This is a genomic window from Kribbella sp. NPDC005582 (assembly GCF_040605415.1).
Classification (GTDB): Bacteria; Actinomycetota; Actinomycetes; order Propionibacteriales; family Kribbellaceae; genus Kribbella.
In genome coordinates, this window is the sequence record NZ_JBEXCU010000002.1 from 281,279 (window position 1) to 303,474 (window position 22,196).

Genomic DNA, 22,196 nt, shown 5'->3' on the forward strand with positions numbered 1-22,196 from the left:
GGATGTTGAAGCGGCGGACAGTTCTGCAGGGAGCGCTCGCCGGCGCCGTTGTGAGCGGTTGCTCGACGGGTACGCCGGAGAGCGCTCCGACTACTGCCGACCCGGCTGCGGTCCCGGTCGAGGTGGTGGCCGGGGCGGAGTACGGCGGGTTCGCGGGCGCGGCGTACCGGAAGAAGTACGCCGGGGCGACGGTGACGTCGTCGGTGGCACCGCAGCTGCGCGACAAGGTGCTGACCCGGTTTCAGGCCGGGTCGCCGCCGGACGTCGTACTGAATGCGGGTGAGCAGCCGCTCGACATCGGCCGGCTGGTCGCGCAGGGACAGGTCGCGGATCTGCGCGCTGTCCTGGACGCACCGGCGTGGGACAACCCGCAGGCGAAGGTCGCGGACGGGATCCTGCCCGGCATGCTCGAGTCCGGCCAGTACGACGGCACGCAGCGGACGATCAACTATGTCGCGACGGTCTACGGGCTCTGGTACTCGGCCGCCGTCTTCCAGCGGCGCGGCTGGGACGTGCCGCGCACCTGGCCGGAGTTCCTTGCCCTCGGCACCGAAATGAAGGGCGCGGGGCTCGGCGCTTTCGTGTATCCCGGCAACCATCCGTACTACGTGCTGGAGCTGATCCTCACGCTGGCGGCCAAGACCGGCGGGCACGACGTGGTGAAGCGGATCGACAACCTGGAGACCGACGCCTGGCGGGATTCCAGCATCATGCGGGCGATCTCCGCGGTGGGCGAGCTGGTGAAACGCGGGCTGATCGCGCCGGGCAGCGCGAAGTACGACCACCTCGCTGCCCAGAAACGCTTCCTGGCCGGCAAAGCGGGGATGCTGCCGTGCGGCAACTGGCTCGAGAACGAGATGAAGGCTTCGATCCCGGCGAACTTCGCGCTGACCATGTTCGGCGTTCCGCCGCTGGACGGCTCGCCGGCTTTGCCGCGCGGATTGCATGTCGCGGCGACTTCGCCGTACCTGGTGGCGGAGAAGGGCAAGAACAAGGCGGGCGGGCTGGAGTATCTGCGGGCCGCGCTGTCGCGATCCGTTGCCGCGCAGGTGACCACCGAGGCCAACCAGCTCACGATCGTGCGCGGCGCGGCCGACGGTCTCGAAGTCGGTACGGCGTTGCGATCGGCCCGCGACCTGCTCGGCGCCGCCGGGGATCAGACGATCACGTGGTACTTCGACAGCTGGTACCCGGCCTTCGCGACCGCCGCCGCGGCGACGACCGGCGAGTTCCTGGCGGGCGGCGTACCGGTCAGTGAGTGGAGCGGCAAGATCCAGTCCGCGGCCGACGCGCTGACGAAGGACAAGGCGGTCACCAAGTATCACCGTGCGTGAATAGGTTAGGTTAGGGCAACCTAATCTCTTCACCCTGTGAGGTTCCGATGCGCAACCTGCTGCGCCCGCTCGTGCTGCTCGTCGTACCCCTGCTCGCCCTGACCGCCTGCGGCGCCGAGACCAAGGAGCCCTCGGCGGCCGGCGGTCAGTCGCAGGGCGCGACCGAGCCCGGGGCGTACCCGGTCACGATCAAGAACAAGTTCGGCGACACCGTGATCAAGGAGGCGCCGAAGCGCGTCGTCGCGGTCGGTCTCGTCGAGCAGGACGCGCTGCTGGCGCTCGGCGTCGTACCGGTCGGGACCACGGAGTGGTTCGGTGACAAGCCGGGCGCGCTGTTCCCGTGGGCGAAGGCGAAGCTCGGCGGTGGGGCGCTTCCCACCGTGCTGAGCGACAAGGACGGCATCCAGTTCGAGAAGGTCGCCGCGCTGGCCCCGGACCTGATCATCGGCCTGTACTCCGGGATCACCGCCGCCGACTACAAGAAGCTCGAGGCGATCGCGCCGACCGTGGCGCAGCCGGCCGACGGTAGCGCGGACTGGAGCGTCACCTGGCAGACCGTCACCAAGACCGTCGGGCAGGCGGTCGGCAAGCCGAAGGCCGCCGAGGAGCTCGTCAAGGGCATCGAGAAGAAGTTCGAAGAGGCGCGGGCCGCGCACCCCGAGTTCACCGGTAAGACGGCCATCATGGCGTCGCCGTACGAGGGCTACTTCGTCTACGGACCGCAGGATCCGCGCTCGAAGATGCTCACCGACCTCGGGTTCGTGCTGCCGCCGCAGATGGGCAAGCTGGTCGGCGACAAGTTCGGCGCCAACCTCAGTGCCGAGAACATCTCGCTGACCGACCAGCAGGTCGTGGTCTGGTTCCCGCCGAAGGACGGCACCGCCAAGCTGAAGGCCGACCCGCTGCTGAAGAACCTCAAGGCCCGCACCGAGGCGCGCGAGGTCTTCATCGAGGAGAACTACGACGACGAGCTGTACGGCGCCACCAGCTTCGTCTCGGTCCTCAGCCTCCCGATCGTCCTCGACAAGCTCGTCCCCAAGCTGGCCGCCGCCGTCGACGGCAACCCGTCGACCAACGCCTGATCGGTCATCATCCGAACGTTATGACCGCTCAAGGTGACCCGGTGTGAAGGAGGACCGGGGCGCTGGCAGAATCGGGGGTATGTCCCTCGCCGCATCTGAACCCTCCGCGGCTGGAACCGAGCGGCGCCCCCGGGTGCTGTCGGGGATCCAGCCGACGGCGGACTCCTTCCACTTCGGTAACTACCTCGGGGCGGTGCGGCAGTGGGTGGCGCTGCAGGACGACCACGAGGCGTTCTACTGCGTGGTCGATCTGCACGCGATCACGGTGGAGTACGAGCCGAAGGCGCTGCGGGAGCGGACGCGACGGTCGGTGGCGCAGTTGCTGGCGGCCGGGATCGACCCGGAGCGGTCGACGCTGTTCGTCCAGTCGCACGTGCCGGAGCACGCACAGCTGGGCTGGGTGCTGGGGTGCATCACCGGGTTCGGTGAGGCGAGCCGGATGACGCAGTTCAAGGACAAGTCCGCCAAGGGCGGGGCCGACCGGGCGACGGTCGGCCTGTTCACGTACCCGATCCTGCAGGCCGCGGACATCCTGATCTACCAGGCCGACCGGGTACCGGTCGGCGAGGACCAGCGCCAGCACCTGGAGCTGACCCGCGACCTGGCCGGGCGCTTCAACCACCGGTTCGGCAAGACCTTCCGGCTGCCGGAGCCGTACATCGTCAAGGAGACCGCGAAGATCTCCGACCTGCAGGACCCGACCGCGAAGATGAGCAAGTCCAGCTCGTCACCGGCCGGCATCATCGACCTGCTCGACGACCCGAAGGTGAGCGCGAAGAAGATCCGGTCCGCGGTCACCGACTCCGGCCGCGACGTGATCTTCGACCCGGAGAACAAGGCCGGCGTCGCGAACCTGCTGACGATCTACTCGGCGCTGACCGGCAAGAAGATCAGCGAGCTCGAGGACGAGTACGCCGGCCGCGGTTACGGCGACTTCAAGAAGGACCTGGCCGAGGTCGTGGTCGAGTTCGTCACGCCGTTCCGGGAGAAGACGCTGGCCTACCTGGACGACAAGGCCCAGCTGGACGCGATCCTGGCCAGTGGCGCCGAGCGGGCGCGCGCGGTCACCGAGCGGACGCTGACCCGGGTCTACGACAAGCTCGGCTTCGTGCCGGCCGGGATCAAGTAGTGGCGACGATCGGTGTCGCGATCCCGATCGCGGAACCCTTCGGCTCGGAGCTGCAGAAACACCGGGCCGAGTTCGGCGATCCGATGGCGGCCTCCATCCCGACGCACGTGACGCTGCTGCCGCCGACCGAGATCGACGACGCGGACCTGGCGGCGATCGACGAGCACCTGCTCGCGGTGGCCGCGCGGTTCCCGCGGTTCCGGATCCGGCTCCGCGGTACGGCGACCTTCCGGCCGATCTCGCCGGTGGTGTTCGTGCCGCTGGCCGAGGGCATCTCGTCCTGCGAGGTGCTGCAGTCCCAGGTCCGCTCCGGGCCGCTCGCGGTCGATCTGCGGTTCCCGTACCACCCGCACGTGACGGTCGCGCACGACCTCGACAAGGAGGCGCTCGACCGCGCGTACGACACGCTGTCGGAGTACGACTGCGCTTTCGACGTCGACGCCTTCGATCGCTACGAACACGGCGCCGACGGCGTGTGGCGGCCGCAGCGCTCGTTCCCCCTGGCAGGCTGAGTCTCCTTCCTCTGGGTACAGGAGTCTCATGAAGATCAAGGCTGTCTGGGCGCGGTTCGCGCGCACCCAGGTCTGGCGGGCCTGGAAACGGTACGGCGACCGCCGGGGCAACCGGTTGGCCGGGGCAACGAGTTTCTTCGGCTTCCTGTCGTTGTTCCCGCTGATCGTGCTGGCCGCGGCCGTGACCGGCCCGCTGCTCGGCCACCCGGCGGTTCAGGCGCTCAAGAACGCGCTGAAGAAGAACCTGCCGGGGATCGGCGACAAGATCGACATCGACGCGCTGATCGCGAACGCGGGCACGATCGGGGTCGTCTCGGGTGTCTCGCTGCTGCTGACCGGCCTCGGCTGGATCGACTCGCTGCGGGCCTCGATCCGGTCCATGCACGAGCTCGACGACCAGCCCGGCAACGCGATCCAGCTCAAGCTCGCCGACCTCGGTGCGCTGGTCGGGCTCGGTGTGATCGGCGCCGTGAGTACCGGCGCCTCGTCGATCCTGACCGGGCTGTCGAAGAAGATCGTGACCGCGACCGGCCTGGAAGGGACGTGGCTGGCGGACTGGGGTCTCGACCTGATCAGCATCGTCGTCGGCATCGCGGCCGGCGCGCTGCTCTTCGTCTACATGCAGACCGCGTTGCCGCGGATCGTGCTGCCGCGCAAGGTGATGCTGATCGCGGCCCTTGCCGGCGGCATCTTGTTCTACCTGGCCCAGAAGCTCGGCAACGTGTACGTGAAGCACGTGCTCGGTTCCAACGCGGCGTACGGCGCTCTGGCCTTGCCGCTGGCGCTGCTGGTCTGGATCTACCTGATGACGCGGGTGATCATGCTGATCGCGGCCTGGACCAAGGAAGCCACTCTCGACGCGATCGCTCGCGAGGCGGATGACACGGGCCGTCTCCGGATCGCCGAGGAGCCGCTGCCGGCCGGGATGTCCGTCGAGGAACCGCTGCTCCTCGGTCCGCCCGGGAAGCGCTACAAGGTCGTCCCGATCCCGCAGAAGAAGGCGGATACGGTCGCGGTGACGGCCGGTGCGGTTCTCGGTGTCGCGGCCACCACAATCGCCGTACAACTAGCCAAAGCAGTCCGCTCAACGCGCCGCTAGCCCCTCCGCCACCGTGCTCCCGCGACCGAAGCCACCGTGCTCCCGCGACCGAAGCCGCCGTGCGCCGCGACTGACGCCACCGTGCGACTGTGGGGTCTGTGTGGGTGAGTGTGAGGACCGTGCCGACGGAAAACGATATCCCGCGACATGATTCCCACATTCGACGATGAGGCAGACTGGGGACACTCGCGGCGGCAGTCGCCGAGTATGGCGGCGCCGAGCGCGGGGGGTTAGTGGCGGCGTCGGCGGGGGCGGCGCAGGAAGAGGCCGAGGAGGAGGACCGGGGGAGCGGCCCAGAACCACACCGGCGTGCTCACCAGGAACGAGTTGACCGTGCGGACGGATCGGTCCACCGTACGGCGGTCTGGCGGGATCGCACCGGCCGCCTGCGGCTGGTTGTCTCCGCCGCCGCTGGTGACCTTCGGGGGAGCGACCGGCTTGACCAGGGAACCGACCGGGCTGAGCTTGTCGTAGTTCTCGAAGGTCCAGGTGAGCAGGTTGCTCGCGTCCTCGGTGATCCCGTGCGGCGCGTTCATCATCGTCACGACCAGCGTGTGCCCGTCCCGCCGGGCTGCTCCGATGAACGTGTTGCGGGCGAGCGTGGTGTAACCGGTCTTGACGCCGAGTGCGCCGTCGTACTTGAAGAGCAGCTTGTTCTGGTTCGCGACCTGGTAGGTGCCCTTGGTCGTGTTCGGGAAGTTCGTGAACTTCGTCGACGCGTACTTCGCGAAGTCCTGCCGGCCGAGCCCCGCCTGCGCGAACAGCGCGAGGTCGTAGGCGCTGGAGAACTGCCCGTCCGCGTCCAGGCCGGTCGGGTCCGTCACGTGCGTGTCGAGCGCGCCGAGCTCCTTGGCCTTGGCGTTCATCCGCTGGATGGTCCCCGCGACGCCACCGTCGTCGTGCGTGCACAGCGCGTGGACGGCGTCGTTCCCGGAGGCCAGGAACATGCCCTCGAAGAGCAGGTCGACGGTGTAGCGCAGCCCGGGGGAGACCCCGACCTTGCTGCCGACGATGCCGGCGTCGGCGTCCGTGCCGATCACCTGATCGGTCTTCTTCAGCCGCGGCAGCAACACCAGCGCGGTCAGCGTCTTCAACGTGCTCGCGGGCCGCAACTTGGCGTGCGGAGCCTTCGCCGCCAGCACCTGGCCGGTGTCGAGGTCGGCGACGACGTACGAGGACGCCTGGACGGCCGGCGGCGTCGCCCCCGTGGCGACCACCGTCGGCTTCGCTGTCATCAGCGCGCCACCGACCGGTCCTTGCTCGGCGGCGGTCGCTGTCAGCGGCTGCGCGACCACCAGTGCGGTGGTCGCGCAGGCCGTCAGAAGCAAACGCATCGGCGGCAGCCTAGACGCCCGACGGGGCAGACGTCATCTGACCTACCGATTCCGGTCACGCCCGGTACGCGGTCCACATGTTGCTGATCCGGGTGCTCTGACCCGGCGTGTACTGGTTGTAGCAAGAGTCGTACGAGTAGTCCATGTAGTTGTGGATCGGGTCGACACCCGGCAACGAGCAGGAGTCCCGGCCGGTCGGGCAACCGCTCGACGAGCTGCTCTGCGCCGGCGTGTCACTGACCGAGTCGTTCGTGCTCGTGCACCCACCCTGGAACGTGTGGTAGAGCCCGAACCAGTGCCCGGCCTCGTGCGTCGCCGTCTTGCCCAGGTTGAAGTTCGTCGCCGAACCACCCGGCAGCGAGCTGTACTGCACCCGGATCCCGTCGATGCTCGGGTTCGACGCGTAGTCCCACGGGAACGTCGCGATCCCGAGGTAGCTGAAGTCGACCAGCCAGATGTTCAGCGCGTTCTTGCCACCCTTGCGGGTCTGCGACCGGTACGTCGTGCTCTGACCGTCCGTGTGCCACGTGTTGTTGTTGTACCGGTAGGTCCCGGCCAACGTGAACGTGAACCCGGTGTTCGCGGCCTGGCTGGACTCGCCACCGGCGAAGTCCTGGTTCAGCTCGGCGATCTGCTGGTTGATCTGGGTCGCGGTGACATCACCGGCACCCGTGCTCGACCGCATCACGTGGATGTACACGGGCACCGTGGCCGCCGCCAGCTTGCCGGCCTTCGGCGCCAACCCGCGCGCCTGCTTGGCCTTCAGCAACGCAGCGGTCTTGGTCTCGATCGACTGCTGCTCCGCAGCAGACAGATCCCGGTGGTCCTTCCCGAACCCACCACGAGCCGCCGGCCCCTCAGCCGGCGTCAAACAAGGGCTGGCGGTCCGGTCGACCGGCAGCTGCGCCGTCGCCGTACCACCAAGCGGACTGAAAGCAAGCGCCCCACCGGCCAGCAACACAGCCAGAGCGCGGGGACGAGTAACGAAAGAGCGCATAAAGCGTCCTCCAGAGGCGGGCCGCTGGGCGGTGCGGCCGAATCCCCCGATTTTCCGCATCGCCCCGCGCAACGCAAAGCGATTTCCTGACCGCCCAGTGTCACGGCACCAGTACGCCTAAGCCTGGCGCTGCCACCAGGCGATCGCGGCCGGGGCGGTCGAAGCGTGCGCCGCGTAGGCGCTGCTGGTCGCCTGAAAGAGCTGCTCCGAGAGCGTCCGGGTGATGTGGTCGCGGCGCCAGACCAGCAGGAGTCTCAGGTGCATCGGCGCACCTCTCAGCGGCCGAACCACGATCCCGTGCCCCGGGCAGGTCGTGGGTCCGACCAACTGGACCGCGCGTCCGGAGGCGATCAGCTCGAGCCCGCCACCGCCGTGGCACTCGAATCTGATCCGCGGGGTGAACCCGGCCCGCCGGGCCGCGGCGCGCAGTGACGCCAGCGAACCGTCCTCCGGGCCGGGCGGGCTGATCCAGGACTCGTTCGCGAGGTCCTCGAGCCGGACGTCCTCCTGGCCGGCGAGCGGATGACCGGCGCTCAGACCGATCGCCACCGGGATCCCGGCGACCACAGTGCGCTGCGCGAGCTGTGGCGGTACGGCGATCTCGTGGCCCTCTGACATGCCGACGGCGGCGGCATCCAGCTGGTTCTGGGTCAGCGCCTGGATCAGCGCGACACTCGACGCCTCGATCCGCAACGAGATGTCCCAGCCGGCCAGCGCAGACTCGAGCCGGTCGGCCAGGGTGTCGACGTACGCGACGTTGTTGGCGCCCATCCGAAGTGCCTGTGGCCCGGTCGTGGTCAGCACGTCCGCGCTCAGCTCGTCGAACTCGAGCAGCACGATCCGGGCCCGCCGTACGAGCTCGTGGCCGAGCGCCGTCGGTACGACGCCCGCCGTACCGCGGGTGAAGAGCTCGCCGCCGACCCGGTGCTCGAGGCGCTGCAACAAGCGGGTCAGCGACGGCTGCGACATCCCGAGGTTGGTCGCCGCCTGCGAGACACTGCCCGCATCGGCGATGGCGCAGAGTGCCCGCAGGTGCCGCAGCTCGAGGTCCATGCCTCGAATGATCGCTCAGTAGTCGATGGTGTGCGACCGGATGATCGTCAGCGCCGCTCCGCTGCTGCTCAGACCGGCAGCGGGCCGATCGGTGCGGAAGTACTCGCGGAAGTTCTGGCTGAACTGGCTGCTCATCAGGTCGATGGTCTTGTTCCAGTTCCCGCCGTCCGGACCGTTCGCGGCCCACAGGTCGAGCAGCGAGCTGCCGACCCGGCCCTGGACGGTGTCGCCGGTGTCCCAGCCCTCAGTGCCGGGCCCATTGCGCAGGCTGAAGCTTGCGCCATCGTCGTAGACGTAGCGGTAGTCGCCCAGCGCGTACGCCGCCACGGCGTCCGCGAACCCCTCGGTCCACGCGCACGAAGTTGAGCTCGACTGCTCGATGTAGTGCGGGTTGCAGCCGGTCACCCGCGGAAAGCTGCGCCCGTACAACTGCCACTGCAGCCAGTGCCCGGCCTCGTGCAAGATCGTGTGCTTGGAGTCCGGCTGGTTCTCACCGAGAATCACATAGTTCGTGTCCGGGTAGTCCCAGTAGCCGGAGTCCGCCCGGTTCTGATCCCAGACGAACGTGAGCGTGTCGCACGAGCCAGTCGCCTGCCGCCGCGTCCAGCACGCCGACGTGGGATTGTTCCGCTTCCAGTACAAGACGTTGAGCGTGTCCACGATCTTCCAAGCCCGCTGCATGCTCGCCGGCACACGCACGGTCCCCAAGGACGCACTCCCCGTCGTACGCGCGGAGTCGAAGCTGTACTGCGCCTGACTGGTCTCGCTCTTGATCACGCGCCACATCGCCGTACTGGCCGACAGGAACTTCACGTACAGCTCGCTCGCGTTCGTGCCCTGGTAGCACGCGTTGAATGCGCCGTCGCTCACCGCGGTGATCCCGCTGCTCAACCGCGTCGCCTGTCCTCCCGTCGTACCCCAGAGCTCCCAGTTGGCGTTCCGGGCCGGCTGCGTCACCAACGGCTTCCGCGTGCCGGCCTCGGCGTCGTAGTGCGAATACTCCAGTTTCCCGGTCAGGCACGTCGGCGTGGCATCGGCCGCCGCCGGATTCCAGCTCACGAGTGTTCCGGCTAGACCAACGGCCAACAGCGAGATGATCTTCGTTCCGCGCATTCCAGCTCCTAGTGGGCGGTGGAGAGATTTCCCGCATCCTGGGCCCCGCACCTGCGCCCTGCCCATGCCATCTGTCCATACCCCGTTGACAGCAGGTCCTAGGATTGAGTCAATGGACTGCCGACAGACCAATAGACTCGAGGGAGCCGCCGTGACCGGTCAGCTGGGTGTGCAGGAGCTTCGGGATCTGGTGGGTACCGGCGAGGTGGACACCGTGCTGGTGGCCATCACGGATATGCAGGGGCGGTTGCAGGGGAAGCGGTGTGGGGCTCGGTATTTCGTGGAGGAAGTGCTGAGCCACGGGACCGAGGGGTGCAACTACCTGCTGGCGGTGGATGTCGACATGAACACGGTCGACGGGTATGCGATGTCCTCGTGGGCGAGTGGGTACGGCGATCTGGTGATGGCGCCGGATCTGGACACGCTCAGGTTGGTGCCGTGGCTGGAGGGGACGGCCATGGTCCTGTGCGACGTGCAGTGGCTGGACGGTACGCCGGTGGTCGCGTCGCCGCGGCAGGTGCTCAGGAAGCAGTTGGAGCGGTTGGCGGCGCGGGGGATGGAGGCGTACGTCGGGACCGAGCTCGAGTTCATCGTGTTCGACGACACGTTCGAGGCGGCGTGGGACAAGCGCTACCAGAACCTCACGCCGGGGAACCAGTACAACGTCGACTACTCGCTGCTCGGCACCAGCCGGGTCGAGCCGCTGCTGCGCGCGATCCGCAATGGGATGACCGGCGCCGGCCTGTACGTCGAATCCGCCAAGGGCGAGTGCAATCTGGGCCAGCACGAGATCGCGTTCCGGTACGACGAGGCGCTCAAGACGTGTGACAACCACTCGATCTACAAGACCGGCGCGAAGGAGATTGCCGCCCAGCAGGGCAAGAGCCTCACGTTCATGGCCAAGTACGACGAGCGCGAGGGCAACTCGTGTCACATTCACCTGAGTTTCCGGTCGACCGACGGCGACGCCGTACTGGCTGGGGATCGGGAGCACGGGTTCTCCGAGGTGATGGAGCGCTTCATCGCCGGACAGCTCGCGTGCCTGTCCGAGTTCACGTATCTGCTGGCGCCGAACATCAACTCCTACAAGCGATTCGTGGCGGGCAGCTTCGCACCGACCGCGGTCGCCTGGGGTCTCGACAACCGCACGTGTTCGCTGCGCGTGGTCGGGCACGGTGAATCGCTGCGGGTGGAGAACCGCCTGCCCGGCGGTGACGTCAACCCGTACCTCGCCGTGGCCGCGATCATCGCCGCCGGCCTGCACGGCATCGAGAACGAGCTCGAGCTCGAACCGCTCTTCGAAGGCAACGCCTACGAGTCCGACAAGGAGCACGTGCCGTCTACGCTTCGTGAGGCCGCAGCGCTGTTCGCCGGGTCGCGGATCGCCCGGGACGCGTTCGGCGACGAGATGGTCGACCACTACACCAACGCGGCCCGCGTCGAGCTGGACGCGTACGACGCCGCGGTCACCGACTGGGAGCGGATCCGTGGTTTCGAGCGCCTCTAGGCCGAGGATCGGGATCACCACCTACCTGGAACCAACCGTGTGGGGTGTGTGGCAGCGCGACGCGGCACTCCTCCCGCGGGTCTACCTCGATGCGGTGGTGAACGCCGGCGGTGTGCCGCTGCTGCTTCCTCCGGTGGGCACCGACCCCACAGTCCTCGACGTGCTCGACGGGCTGATCATCGCAGGCGGCTGCGATGTCGATCCGGCAAGCTATGACGCCACGCCGCATCCGCAGACAGTCGACACCAGGCCGGGCCGGGATGAGCACGAGATGATCCTGATCCGGGCCGCTCTCGCCGCGGATCTGCCGCTGCTCGCGATCTGCCGAGGCCTGCAGGTGCTCAACGTCGCTCTCGGCGGCACTCTGAGCCAGCACCTGCCCGAGGTGGTCGCTCACGACTTGCACCGCCCGTCACCGGCGGTCTTCGGCCGCACGGACGTGAAGGTGGAGTCAGGCAGCCTGACCGAGCGGCTGCTGGGCGACCGCAGCAGCGTGCACTGCTACCACCACCAGGCGCTCGATCTCGTCGCGCCCACTCTGAAGGTCACCGCTCGGGCGACCGACGGCACGGTCGAGGCCGCCGAGGTGGACGGGCACGACTTCGCGCTCGGCGTGCAGTGGCACCCGGAGGAGAACCCCGAGGATCTGCGCTTGTTCACCGCGCTGATCGACGCATCCAGGAGACACCACTCATGACGTACGACGTGATCAACCCGGCCACCGAGAAGGTCGTCCGCACGATCGAGCTCGCCTCGGTCGAGGAGGCCGACGCGGCGATCGCCCGCGGCGCGCGAGCCTTTGAGACCTGGCGAAACGTCACGCCCGCGGACCGGGGCCGACTGCTCCGAAGGTTCGCCGACGTGGTCGACGCCAACCTGGAAGCCCTTGCGCAGCTGGAGGTCGAGAACGCCGGTCACACCATCGGCAACGCGCGCTGGGAAGCCGGCAACGTCCGCGACGTCCTCACCTACTACTCAGCCGCCCCCGAACGCCTGTTCGGCCGGCAGATACCTGTTGCCGGTGGCATCGATATCACCTTCCAGGAACCGCTGGGCGTCGTCGGCGTGATCGTCCCGTGGAACTTCCCGATGCCGATCGCCGGCTGGGGTTTCGCCCCGGCCCTTGCCGCAGGCAACACCGTCGTCCTCAAGCCCGCCGAGCTCACCCCGCTGACCGCGATCCGCCTCGGCGAGCTCGCGCTGGAAGCCGGCCTCCCCGAAAACGTGCTGCAGGTCATCCCCGGCGCCGGAAACGTCGTAGGGCAACGGTTCGTGACGCATCCCGCCGTACGGAAGGTCGTCTTCACCGGCTCGACCAAGGTCGGCAAGCAGATCATGGCCGGCTGCGCGGACCAGGTGAAGCGGGTGACGCTCGAGCTCGGCGGCAAGTCCGCCAACGTCGTCTTCGCCGACGCGGATCTCGAGAAGGCCGCGGCCCAGGCGCCGTACGGCGTCTTCGACAACGCCGGCCAGGACTGCTGCGCCCGCTCGCGCATCCTGGTGCAGCGCGCAGCGTACGACCGGTTCATGGAGCTGCTCGAGCCCGCGGTGAAGGCGTTCAAGGTCGGCGATCCGAGTGATCCCGAGACCGAGATGGGACCGCTCATCTCGCAGCAGCAACGAGAACGCGTCGCGTCGTACGTCGAGAATCCGCTGTTTCAGGGGACCGAACCGAGCGGGCCCGGGTTCTGGTTCCCGCCCACAGTCCTCGATCACAACGTCCCTGACGAGATCTTCGGGCCTGTGGTGAGTGTGATCCCCTTCGAGGACGAGGCTGACGCGCTCCGGCTCGCAAACGACTCGGCGTACGGGTTGTCCGGCTCGATCTGGACCCGTGACGTCGGCCGCGCGATCCGGGTCGGCCGGGGGATCGAGGCCGGCAACCTGTCGGTCAACTCGAACTCGTCGGTGCGGTACTCGACGCCGTTCGGCGGCTACAAGCAGTCCGGGCTCGGTCGTGAGCTCGGTCCGGACGCGCTGGCCGCGTTCACCGAAACCAAGAACCTTTTCATCAGCACGGAGGACTGAATGACTGACGTCAAGGCGAGCCGCCTCGAGGGGCGCGTCGCGGTGGTGACCGGCGGTGCGAGCGGGATCGGTCTGGCGACGGTACGCCGGTTCGCCGCGGAAGGGGCGAAGGTCGTGATCGGCGATGTCGACCCGGCCGCCGGGAAGACCGCCGCGGACGAGGTCGGCGGGCTGTTCGTGGCCACCGACGTGACCGACCCGGTCGCGGTCGAGAACCTGTTCCAGCAGGCCTTCGACACCTACGGCAGCGTCGACATCGCGTTCAACAACGCGGGCATCTCGCCGCCGGACGACAACTCGATCCTGGACACCGGGCTGGAGGCGTGGCGCAGGGTGCAGGAGGTCAACCTGACCTCGGTCTACCTGTGCTGCAAGGCGGCGATCCCGTACATGAAGCGCCAAGGCAAGGGCTCCATCATCAACACCGCGTCGTTCGTCGCGGTGATGGGCGCGGCGACCTCGCAGATCTCGTACTCGGCCTCGAAGGGCGGCGTCCTGGCGATGAGCCGCGAGCTCGGCGTCGAGTTCGCCCGCGAGGGGATCCGGGTGAACGCGCTCTGCCCGGGACCGGTGAACACGCCGCTGCTGACCGAGCTGTTCGCCAAGGACCCGGAGCGGGCACAGCGCCGGCTGGTGCACGTCCCGATGGGCCGCTTCGGTGAGCCGGGCGAGATCGCGGCCGCGGTCGCGTTCCTGGCCAGCGACGACTCGTCGTTCATCACCGCCAACACGTTCCTCGTCGACGGCGGCATCTCCGGCGCCTACGTGACTCCGCTCTAAACTTCCCTCATGGTTGCGCCTGCAGACGATGCCGTGTTCCGGCCGGTCCGGACCGGGAACCCGTTCGAGGAGACGGTCGAGCGGTTGCTGCAGGCAATCAAACTGGGCGTGGTCCGGCCGGGCGACCGACTGCCCGCCGAGCGTGACCTCGCCACCCGGCTGAACGTCAGCCGGGTCACGCTGCGCGAGGCGATCCACGCCCTCACCGAGGCCGGGTACGTCGAGTCCCGCCGCGGCCGGTACGGCGGTACGTTCGTCAACGAGCAGTTGCCGAAAGCCCGCCGTACGCCGGCGAAACGAATCGCCCGCGAACTCGGCGACGGACTCGACGACGCGCTGATCCTGCGCGACGCCTTGGAGTCCGGCGCTGCCGAAGCCGCCGCGACGCGGACGCTCACCGCGACCGAGGAAGAGCATTTGCGCCGCTGTCTCGCCGACACCGCGGCCGCGAAACTCAGCGACTACCGCCGCTTCGACTCGCGGTTGCACTTGGCCATCGCGGAGGTCACCGGCTCGGCATCACTCACCGCCGCGACCGCCGACGTACGGATGCGGCTGAACGAATTGCTCGACGCAATCCCTTTGCTGGAACGAAATATCGAGCACTCCAACGAGCAGCACGAGGCCGTCGTCGAGGCGATTCTGGCCGGCGATCCGGAGCGCGCCCGGCAGGCGATGCAGGAGCACCTGTCCGGTACGGCGACCCTGCTCCGCGCCTTTCTCGTCTAACTCCTTGACTCTGTCTGACCGGCATGTCTCAATGTGTCAAAGGTCTGCCGGAAGACCATTGAGGAGGCCCTCGTGAGCCAGGACAATGCCGAATCCGCCCCGATGACCGATGACGAGCAACGGCTGCATCAGCTCGGTTATGCGCAGGAACTGTCGCGGACGATGTCCGGGTTCTCGAACTTCGCGGTGTCGTTCACGATCATCTCGATCCTGTCCGGCTGCCTGACCCTGTACGGGTTCGGGATGAACACCGGCGGCCCGGCGATGATCGTCTGGGGCTGGCCGTTCGTCGGACTGATGACGTTGTTCGTCGGGCTGGCGATGGCGGAGGTCTGCTCGAGCTACCCGACCGCGGGCGGCCTCTACTACTGGGCGGCCAAACTCGCGCCGTCCAACGGCGCGGCCTGGGCCTGGTTCACCGGCTGGTTCAACTTCCTCGGCCAGGTCGCGGTGACCGCCGGCATCGACTTCGGCGCCGCGTTCTTCCTGAACGCCTTCCTCGATCTGCAGTTCGGCTTCAGCGCGACACCCGTCCACACGATCCTGCTGTTCGGGCTCATCCTGCTGGTGCACGCGCTGCTGAACTCACTCGGCGTGAAGCTGGTCGCCCGGCTCAACGACATCAGCGTCTGGTGGCACATCGTCGGTGTGCTGTTCATCGTCGGCGCGCTCGTGCTGCTGCCCGACCACCACCAGTCGGCCGGTTTCGTCTTCGGCCACTTCGTCAACAACACCGGCTGGCACTCCACCTTCTACGTCGGGATGCTGGGGCTGCTGCTCGCGCAGTACACCTTCACCGGGTACGACGCCTCCGCCCACATGACCGAGGAGACGCACGACGCGGCCCGCTCGGGTCCGCGCGGCATCGTGATGTCGATCCTGGTCTCGCTCGGTGCGGGCTGGGTGCTGCTGATCGGCCTCACGTTCGCGATCCAGAGCTACCAGGGCTCCCTCGAGAGCAAGACCGGCGTACCGCCCGCACAGATTTTCATCGACGCGGTCGGCCTCACGATGGGCAAGATCCTGCTCCTGGTCGTCATCGGCGCGCAGCTGTTCTGCGGGATGTCGTCGGTGACCGCCAACTCGCGGATGATCTACGCCTTCTCGCGCGACAACGCGCTGCCCGGCTCGTCGCTGTGGCACAAGATCAACTCGAAGACGCGGACGCCAACCAATGCCATCTGGCTGGCCGCAGGCGGCGCCTTCGTGCTCGGTCTGCCCTACCTCTGGAACCAGACCGCGTATGCCGCGGTCACGTCGATCGCGGTCATCGGTCTCTACATCGCCTATGTCCTGCCGACCCTGCTGCGCCTCATCCAAGGCAACAATTTCGTGCCCGGCCCCTGGTCGCTGGGCCGGTGGAGCCGCCCGATCGGCATCATCGCCATCGTCTGGGTGGCGTTCATCACGGTCCTGTTCATGCTTCCGCAGGCGAGCCCGATCACCAGTAAGAACTTCAACTACACCCCGATCGCCGTCCTGGTCGTCCTCGGCTTCGCCGCGGCGTACTGGTTCCTGTCCGCCCGCCGTTGGTTCACCGGCCCCAAGGTCCAGGGCTCCGAAGCCGAACTAGCCGCCATCGAACGCGACCTGGATGTGATTTAAGAAAGGACTGAACGTTTCACTTTGTGCCGGGGCGCCATCTGGTGCCCCGGCACGATCGTGCCGTGCTGACCGCTCTGACACGGCAGGATCCGGTGACAGGATGGTGTCGAGACGGTTTCCTCATGTGACACGCGCCGTGTCGGGCGGTCGTTGCCTGTTTTAATCGACGCAGGTAAACCTTCGAGGAGTTCAGTGACGGACGACGAGCTGGTCGGGCGGAGCGGACTGGTCGAGCGTGCGAAGAAGCAGCTCGAGACCAGCGGCAGTGTGCTGCTCTATGGCCCGACCGGTATCGGCAAGTCGGCGATGGGCCGGGCGCTGGTCGCGGACCGGACCAAAGCCGGTTGCCGGGTCCTGAGCGCGGCGCCCTCACAGAGCGAAGCCGGTCTGCCCTACGTCACGCTCCTGGACCTCCTCTCGAACCAGCTCGAGCTCGCCTGGCAGGTGCTGCCGGACCACCTCCGGCAGCCGCTCGAGGTCGCCTTGCTCAAGGCAAGCGCTCCGGACACCGTCCGCGACGAGCTCGCGGTGCGCCTCGCCGTACTCCATGTACTGCGTCGCCTGGCGGCGAATGGACCCGTTCTGCTCGTGGTCGACGACATCCAGTGGGTGGACCCGTCGAGCCTCGAGGTGCTCACGTTCTGTGCCCGGCGGCTGTCCGAAGGCGTGCACATGCTGGCCACGGAGCAGGTGGCCGACGGCGACCTGCCGGTGATGGCCGACGCTTGCCCGGAGCCCGTGCTGCAGCTGGAAGTGCCGCCGCTGGCCGAGCCCGACGTACTGGGTTTGCTGCGGCAGCGGCTCTCCAGCCCGCTCCCGGTTCGCACTGCGCGCCGCATCTTCACCGCGAGCGCCGGTAACCCGTTCATGGCGTTGGAGCTCGGGCGCGCCGTACTGCGGCACCCGCAGGGCGTGTCGCCCAATGACCCGCTGCCGGTGTCGAGCCGGCTGAAGACGCTCCTCGGTGATCGCCTGTCCGACCTGAGCCCAGGCGCCCACGAGCTGCTGTTGCATGCGGCATCGTCCCCGCGCCCCACGACGACGCAGCTCGCGCAGTCGCTGGGGCGGTCGATCGAGACCGAGCTCGCCGAAGCCGAGGCGCTGGGGCTGATCGACATCGCCTCTGAGCGACTCCGGTTCGCGCACCCGCTCCTGCGGGAGTACGTGTACGCCGAAGCGACATCGGCCGCACGCCGTCAGGCGCACGCCCAGCTGGCCGCGGTCGTCGATGAACCGGTCGAGAACGCGACCCATCGTGCGCTGGCCACTCAAGAGGCCGACGCCGACCTCGCGATCGCCATCGAGGAGGCCGCAGCCGTGGCTGCCGGACGCGGTGCGCCTGGTGCGGCCGCGACCCTCTGGCGACTCGCGGCTGAGCGGACGCCGGCCAGCCTGCCGGACGAGCGGGCTCGCCGGCTGACCCGGGCTTCCGATGACGCCGCGGCCGCCGGGCATCTGGCGGAATCCGCTGAGATGGCGCGCCTCGCCGTACAGGTTGCGACGCGTCCGGACACCAAGGTTCCGGCGCTGCTGCTGCAGGTCGACGCATGCTGGCCGGACCGCGACTGCCGGGTCGGTCTGCTGGCCGACGCCTTTGCTGTTGCCCGGGGCGACGAGCGGCTCGAGGCGCGGGTTCGGATCGGGCTCAGCAACAGCGCGTACTTCGATCGCCGCTTGGACGAGGCTCATGAGCACGCCCGGGTGGCCGAGCAACTGGCGCGATCTTCCGGCGACACCGAGGCGTTGGTCGATGCGTTGAGCGCGACCAGTTCGGTGCTGATGTCTCGCCGGGCCGACCAGAGCGCCGACTTCCTGCTGTCCCAGGCTGCCGAGTTGGCTCGCGATCTGCCGCTCACCAAGGCGGTCGTGAACGCTCGCCAGATGGCGGCGATGAGTGAGCTGTTCCGCGGCCGGACGGACGCGGCGATCGCCGCGATCAGTTCGCTGGTCGAAGAGGTCCGGGACGGCGGCGCGATGCGCTGGCTGGCCTCGGTGCTGATCTCGGCCACCGCGATCTACGAACGCAGCGGCCGCGGTGCCGAAGCACTGAGCGCGGGTCACGAGTGCTACCAGCTGATGCAGGACATCGGCGAGGAGGCCGAGGTCGGCCTCATCATCGCGAGCCGCGCGGAGTGGGCCGGCGGTACGGCGGCGATGTCGCGCCAGCTCGCGGACGCGGCGATCGAGGGCGTCCGCCTGGTCGGCAACGACGAGTGGACCGGCCCGGCCCTCGCCGTACAGGGGTTGATCGGGGTACTGGCCGGTGACCCGCAGCGGGCCGTCGAGGCCTTCGACGCGATCGCGGATTCCGGTGAGGCCGCGATGCCGTTCGACCCCGCGATCATCCCGTGGCACGCCGACTACGCCGAGGCGCTGGTCGCGGCCGGCCGGCTCGACGACGCGGCCGCGCTGATCGCCGACATCCGGTCCCGCGCGGCCACCTTGGACCGTCCGATCGTGCTGATCGGTCTGGCCAGGTCGGAGGCGCTGCTGATCGCCAAGCAGGGTGACCCGGCCGCCGCGCTCGACCTGCTGGAGCGAACCATCGCCGGCGCCGGCGACCGCGTGTACCCGCTGGATCTGGCCCGCTGTGAGCTGACCCGCGGTCGTGTCGCTCGGCAGGCCCGGCGTCGTTCGGTGGCGCGGACGGCGTTCCTGGACGCGATCGAGCAGTTCGAAACCTGCGCCGCGCCCGCGTGGCGCGAGGTGGCCGAGACCGAGCTGGCCCGCCTGGACGTGCCGAGCCGCAGCCGCCAGCCGTCGGAGCTGACCGACAACGAGCAGCAGATCGTGGCGATGGTCCGCGACGGTTCCACGAACCGCGAGATCGCCGCCGCGCTCTACCTGTCGGTCAAGGCGGTCGAATCCCAGCTGACCCGCCTCTACCGCCGCTTCGGAGTGGCGAACCGCACCCAGCTCCTCCGCATGGTGGACCGGCCCGGCACCTGATCCACCCAGGCACAATGGCGGGGTGAAACTCGAACGCAAGCACGCGCTGGTCCTGCTCGGCATCGCGATCTGGACCGTGGTCACCTATCTGCGATTCATCAAGGCGCTGGTCGACACCGAGGACCGTCCGACCGGGTACTACGTGGCCCACACGATCCTGATCGTGGTCAACCTGGTGATCGCGGCCGTCCTCGGCACCTGGGGGGTGCGCGCCTACAAGGCCGCCAAGGTCACCTCGTCGTCGTGAAGGTCTACATCAGCGCCGACATGGAGGGCGTCACCGGCCTGGTCGACGCCGAGGACGTGCAACCGCCCGGCCGGGACTACGAGCGCGGCCGCGGGATGATGACCGAGGACGTCAACGCCGCCACCCGCGGCGCCTTCGCCGCCGGGGCGGCCGCCGTACTGGTCAATGACGCTCACGGCCCGATGCGCAACCTGCTGCCGGACCTGCTCGATCCGCGGGCGCTGCTGATCAAGGGCCGGCCGAAGCCGATGGGCATGATCGAAGGGCTCGACAGCTCGTACGACGCCGTCCTGTGCGTCGGTTTCCACGCGCGTGCGGGCGTTCTCGGCGTGCTCAGTCACAGCTTCATGGGGCACGAGATCGAGGACATCTGGCTCGACGACCAGGTCACCGGCGAGATAGGGCTCTTCGAGGCGACAGCATCGGCGTACGGGGTGCCGGTTGTGCTGCTCACCGGCGACGACACCGCCTGCGCTGAGGCTGTCGCTTGGAACTCCTCGATCCGGACGGTCCCGGTGAAGTACGCGAAGGATCGGTTCGCTGCTCAGCTGGTGCCTGTCGCCGAAGCTCGCAGCGCCATCGAAGCCGGGGCTCGGGAAGCCCTTCGTTCGCTGCCTTCTGCCGTCGGGGCTGGAGCGCGCACTCTCAGCGTCCGCTGGCAGTCCGCCTCGGTCGTCTCGCACCTGACCGCCATCCCTGGCGTGGCTCGCCGCGACGATCGCACGGTCACGGTCACGGCCGATATGCCTCAGCTCTACCGGCTCTTCAACCTCTTCCTGCGCGTGGCGACCGCGGTCACCTCGAACCCGCCGTACTGCTAGCGGCCGAGCAGCAGCCGCACCGCGGTCGGCAGCTCAAGGCCGAGGTTCAGCCGTTGCCAGGCCTGGGAGAACGAGCTGGGTGCCCGACTCGTCGGAAAGTTCTTCCGCAACCGGAAGGCCACGCTGATCATCAACGCCTGACCGATCGCGAAGAACACGATCCCGACCACCATCTGCTCCGCGGAACTCGCACTGAACTGCCCGTACAGAATCCACACCACGCCGATCAGCCACGCCAACAACGCCACTGTGTACGCGGCCGCGATCAACCGCGCATGAGGTTCCCGGGTCCAGTCCATGCCGGTCAGTGTTTCACCAGAACCTCTGCACTGCATCGATGAGCAGCTCAGGGCTCTCGAGTTGGGGCAGGTGGCCGGTCTGCGGGAGCAGCTCGAAACGAGCACCCGGTACGGCGGCGGCGTACGCACGGCCGTAGTCGGGGTCGGCGATCCGGTCGGCGTCACCCCAGACCACCAGCGTCGGTACGGCGATGTCGCCCAGCCGCTCGCGCAAACTCGGGTCGACCATCTTCTCGGCGTACACGGCGAGCGCGGCGCGGTTGCCGGCCAGCACGGCCTGAGCCTCCGGCGGAAGGGCGGTCGGATCGATCCGGAACCGCTCCGGATCGTGGTAGCTGAGCTGAGCGACCTCGGGGAACGTCAGGCTGAAGAAGTCCGCGACCGGATGGCCCGGCACCTCGATGCCGACCCCGTCGACGACCACCAGCCTGCTCACTCGCGGCGACTGCAGCAAGGCGAGCTCGGCCGCGATCCAGCCGCCGATCGAGTTCCCGATCACCGTCACGTCGGTGAGATCGAGCTCGTCGAGCAGATCGACGTACCGGCGGGCCAGCCCGGCGATCGTCGTCAGGTCGTCCGGCCGGGTCGTCCCACCGAAACCGGGATGCGTCGGTACGACGACGCGCACGCCGAGCTCGTCGGCCAGTTGCGCGCCGAACGGCGCCACGGTCTGCGGTCCACCGCCGCCGTGCAGAAGCAGGATGGGACGACCGGCGCCGTACTCTTCGAGGTTCATATAAAGAACCTTAGATCAGCATCCTTATATAAACAACCTGGTAAAGTCCGTCGGGTGGAGACGAGCGTTCAGGACGTCGGCATCGCGGTGAAGCGCCTGCAGTGGCTGCACCACTCCCAGATGAGCAAGCGCCTGGCCGACCTCGGCATCTCGCTCCCGCAATGGGACGTCCTGCGCCGCCTCCACGAAAACCCCGACGCCTCCCTCCATGACCTGGCGCAACTGACCTTCCAGACCGACCAGTCCATGGGTTCGCTCGCGACCCGCATGATCGCCCGCGGCCTCATCGAGCGCGTCGAAGGTTCCGGCCGAGCCATCCGCCACCGCCTCACCCCCGAAGGCGACCGCCTCCGCCTCGACGGCGCCGCCTTCGTCGACGAGGTCCTCGCCACCTCCGTCGGCACCCTCACCCCCGCCGAACGCGCCACCCTGCTCAAGCTTCTGGTCAAAGCCGGCGCCTAACGCGGGACGAAGCTGGACCACGTCTTGCCGTACTCCGGAACCGCCGTGCGATGCCGTCGCCTCGCCTACGGCGAACCGCCAACACTCACTAAGTGCTCTCGGAGGTGCCGGCTCACGCCTGAGCAGCCTTGGTTGGCCCTCGTTAGTGAGTGCTGGACGTCCGCATGGCCTCTACGTCGCCTGAGGTGCGGACCGCCGGCACTCCACAATTGCTGTCGGCGGCACTCGCCACGCCTGAGCGCACTCTGCGGCCGGCATTTGTGGAGCTGTGCAGGTCCGCAGTCGCCGGCTCTACAGCACTCGCCCGCTCCGCGAGCACCACGGCGGTAGTCCGGCCACACGCTCCCACGGGTAGTCGGTCGCGCGGTGGCGCACAAAGA

General features: G+C 68.3%; 21 protein-coding genes. 15 read left to right on the forward strand and 6 right to left on the reverse strand.

Annotated features, from left to right (window positions below; translation table 11 throughout):
• The first annotated feature begins 2 nt into the window (after positions 1-2).
• The 5 genes from ngcE to ABZS29_RS12945 all read left to right on the forward strand — a co-directional run bounded on the left by ngcE (position 3) and on the right by ABZS29_RS12945 (position 5,156).
• Complete coding sequence (gene ngcE, locus ABZS29_RS12925; RefSeq protein WP_355461385.1) at positions 3-1,334, forward strand: N-acetylglucosamine/diacetylchitobiose ABC transporter substrate-binding protein; 1,332 nt, start codon at positions 3-5, stop codon at positions 1,332-1,334.
• A gap of 47 nt (positions 1,335-1,381) precedes the next feature.
• Positions 1,382-2,416, forward strand: a complete 1,035-nt coding sequence (locus tag ABZS29_RS12930; RefSeq protein WP_355461387.1) for an iron-siderophore ABC transporter substrate-binding protein — start codon at positions 1,382-1,384, stop codon at positions 2,414-2,416.
• A 79-nt stretch (positions 2,417-2,495) separates the two neighbouring features.
• Positions 2,496-3,545, forward strand: coding sequence for a tryptophan--tRNA ligase (trpS, locus tag ABZS29_RS12935; protein ID WP_355461389.1), 1,050 nt, complete (start codon positions 2,496-2,498; stop codon positions 3,543-3,545).
• Entirely contained in the window at positions 3,545-4,057 is a 513-nt protein-coding gene (locus ABZS29_RS12940) for a 2'-5' RNA ligase family protein (protein WP_355461391.1), read from the forward strand. The genes trpS and ABZS29_RS12940 overlap by 1 nt, the downstream gene beginning before the upstream one ends.
• Before the next feature lie 28 nt (positions 4,058-4,085).
• Positions 4,086-5,156 carry a YihY/virulence factor BrkB family protein gene (locus ABZS29_RS12945; RefSeq protein WP_355461393.1) on the forward strand — a complete coding sequence of 357 codons (1,071 nt, stop codon included), beginning with the start codon at positions 4,086-4,088 and terminating at the stop codon, positions 5,154-5,156.
• Between the two features lie 230 nt (positions 5,157-5,386).
• Here the strand turns inward: ABZS29_RS12945 and ABZS29_RS12950 are convergent, their stop codons facing one another.
• The 4 genes from ABZS29_RS12950 to ABZS29_RS12965 all read right to left on the reverse strand — a co-directional run bounded on the left by ABZS29_RS12950 (position 5,387) and on the right by ABZS29_RS12965 (position 9,653).
• Complete coding sequence (locus ABZS29_RS12950; protein ID WP_355461395.1) at positions 5,387-6,490, reverse strand: D-alanyl-D-alanine carboxypeptidase; 1,104 nt, start codon at positions 6,488-6,490, stop codon at positions 5,387-5,389.
• A gap of 55 nt (positions 6,491-6,545) precedes the next feature.
• On the reverse strand, positions 6,546-7,487 hold the full coding sequence (locus ABZS29_RS12955; protein WP_355461397.1) for a zinc metalloprotease: 942 nt from the start codon (positions 7,485-7,487) through the stop codon (positions 6,546-6,548).
• 117 nt (positions 7,488-7,604) lie between these two features.
• Positions 7,605-8,540, reverse strand: coding sequence for a LysR family transcriptional regulator (locus ABZS29_RS12960; RefSeq protein ID WP_355461399.1), 936 nt, complete (start codon positions 8,538-8,540; stop codon positions 7,605-7,607).
• A gap of 15 nt (positions 8,541-8,555) precedes the next feature.
• Positions 8,556-9,653: a metalloprotease gene (locus ABZS29_RS12965; RefSeq protein WP_355461401.1), complete on the reverse strand. Its 1,098-nt coding sequence runs from the start codon at positions 9,651-9,653 to the stop codon at positions 8,556-8,558.
• Between the two features lie 151 nt (positions 9,654-9,804).
• On the opposite strand from ABZS29_RS12965, the gene ABZS29_RS12970 reads away from it, so the two are divergent.
• From ABZS29_RS12970 to ABZS29_RS13010, 9 genes are all read left to right on the forward strand, one after another.
• Entirely contained in the window at positions 9,805-11,160 is a 1,356-nt protein-coding gene (locus ABZS29_RS12970; protein ID WP_355461403.1) for a glutamine synthetase family protein, read from the forward strand.
• Positions 11,141-11,857, forward strand: coding sequence for a gamma-glutamyl-gamma-aminobutyrate hydrolase family protein (locus ABZS29_RS12975; RefSeq protein WP_355461405.1), 717 nt, complete (start codon positions 11,141-11,143; stop codon positions 11,855-11,857). Before ABZS29_RS12970 ends, ABZS29_RS12975 begins: the two co-directional genes overlap by 20 nt.
• The gene (locus ABZS29_RS12980; protein WP_355461407.1) at positions 11,854-13,188 is read left to right on the forward strand and encodes an aldehyde dehydrogenase family protein; all 1,335 of its coding nucleotides are present in this window, start codon (positions 11,854-11,856) and stop codon (positions 13,186-13,188) included. Before ABZS29_RS12975 ends, ABZS29_RS12980 begins: the two co-directional genes overlap by 4 nt.
• The gene (locus ABZS29_RS12985) at positions 13,189-13,968 is read left to right on the forward strand and encodes a 3-oxoacyl-ACP reductase (RefSeq protein ID WP_355461409.1); all 780 of its coding nucleotides are present in this window, start codon (positions 13,189-13,191) and stop codon (positions 13,966-13,968) included.
• Positions 13,969-13,977: 9 nt separating this feature from the next.
• Positions 13,978-14,697 carry an FCD domain-containing protein gene (locus tag ABZS29_RS12990; protein ID WP_355461411.1) on the forward strand — a complete coding sequence of 240 codons (720 nt, stop codon included), beginning with the start codon at positions 13,978-13,980 and terminating at the stop codon, positions 14,695-14,697.
• Positions 14,698-14,769: 72 nt separating this feature from the next.
• The gene (locus ABZS29_RS12995) at positions 14,770-16,302 is read left to right on the forward strand and encodes an amino acid permease (RefSeq protein ID WP_355461413.1); all 1,533 of its coding nucleotides are present in this window, start codon (positions 14,770-14,772) and stop codon (positions 16,300-16,302) included.
• A gap of 192 nt (positions 16,303-16,494) precedes the next feature.
• Positions 16,495-19,251 (forward strand): AAA family ATPase, encoded by a 2,757-nt coding sequence (locus ABZS29_RS13000; protein ID WP_355461414.1) that lies wholly within the window; start codon positions 16,495-16,497, stop codon positions 19,249-19,251.
• A 22-nt stretch (positions 19,252-19,273) separates the two neighbouring features.
• Positions 19,274-19,498, forward strand: coding sequence for a hypothetical protein (locus ABZS29_RS13005; RefSeq protein ID WP_355461416.1), 225 nt, complete (start codon positions 19,274-19,276; stop codon positions 19,496-19,498).
• Complete coding sequence (locus ABZS29_RS13010; RefSeq protein ID WP_355461418.1) at positions 19,495-20,319, forward strand: M55 family metallopeptidase; 825 nt, start codon at positions 19,495-19,497, stop codon at positions 20,317-20,319. The genes ABZS29_RS13005 and ABZS29_RS13010 overlap by 4 nt, the downstream gene beginning before the upstream one ends.
• Here the strand turns inward: ABZS29_RS13010 and ABZS29_RS13015 are convergent.
• A complete protein-coding gene (locus ABZS29_RS13015) occupies positions 20,316-20,618 on the reverse strand; it encodes a hypothetical protein (protein ID WP_355461419.1) in 303 nt (100 codons plus the stop codon). The two genes, ABZS29_RS13010 and ABZS29_RS13015, sit on opposite strands and share 4 nt — an antisense overlap.
• 13 nt (positions 20,619-20,631) lie before the next feature.
• A complete protein-coding gene (locus tag ABZS29_RS13020; protein ID WP_355461421.1) occupies positions 20,632-21,354 on the reverse strand; it encodes an alpha/beta hydrolase in 723 nt (240 codons plus the stop codon).
• A gap of 54 nt (positions 21,355-21,408) precedes the next feature.
• Here ABZS29_RS13020 and ABZS29_RS13025 point away from each other — a divergent pair, with 54 nt between their 5' ends.
• Positions 21,409-21,816: a MarR family winged helix-turn-helix transcriptional regulator gene (locus tag ABZS29_RS13025; protein ID WP_355461423.1), complete on the forward strand. Its 408-nt coding sequence runs from the start codon at positions 21,409-21,411 to the stop codon at positions 21,814-21,816.
• Positions 21,817-22,196: the final 380 nt, after the last annotated feature.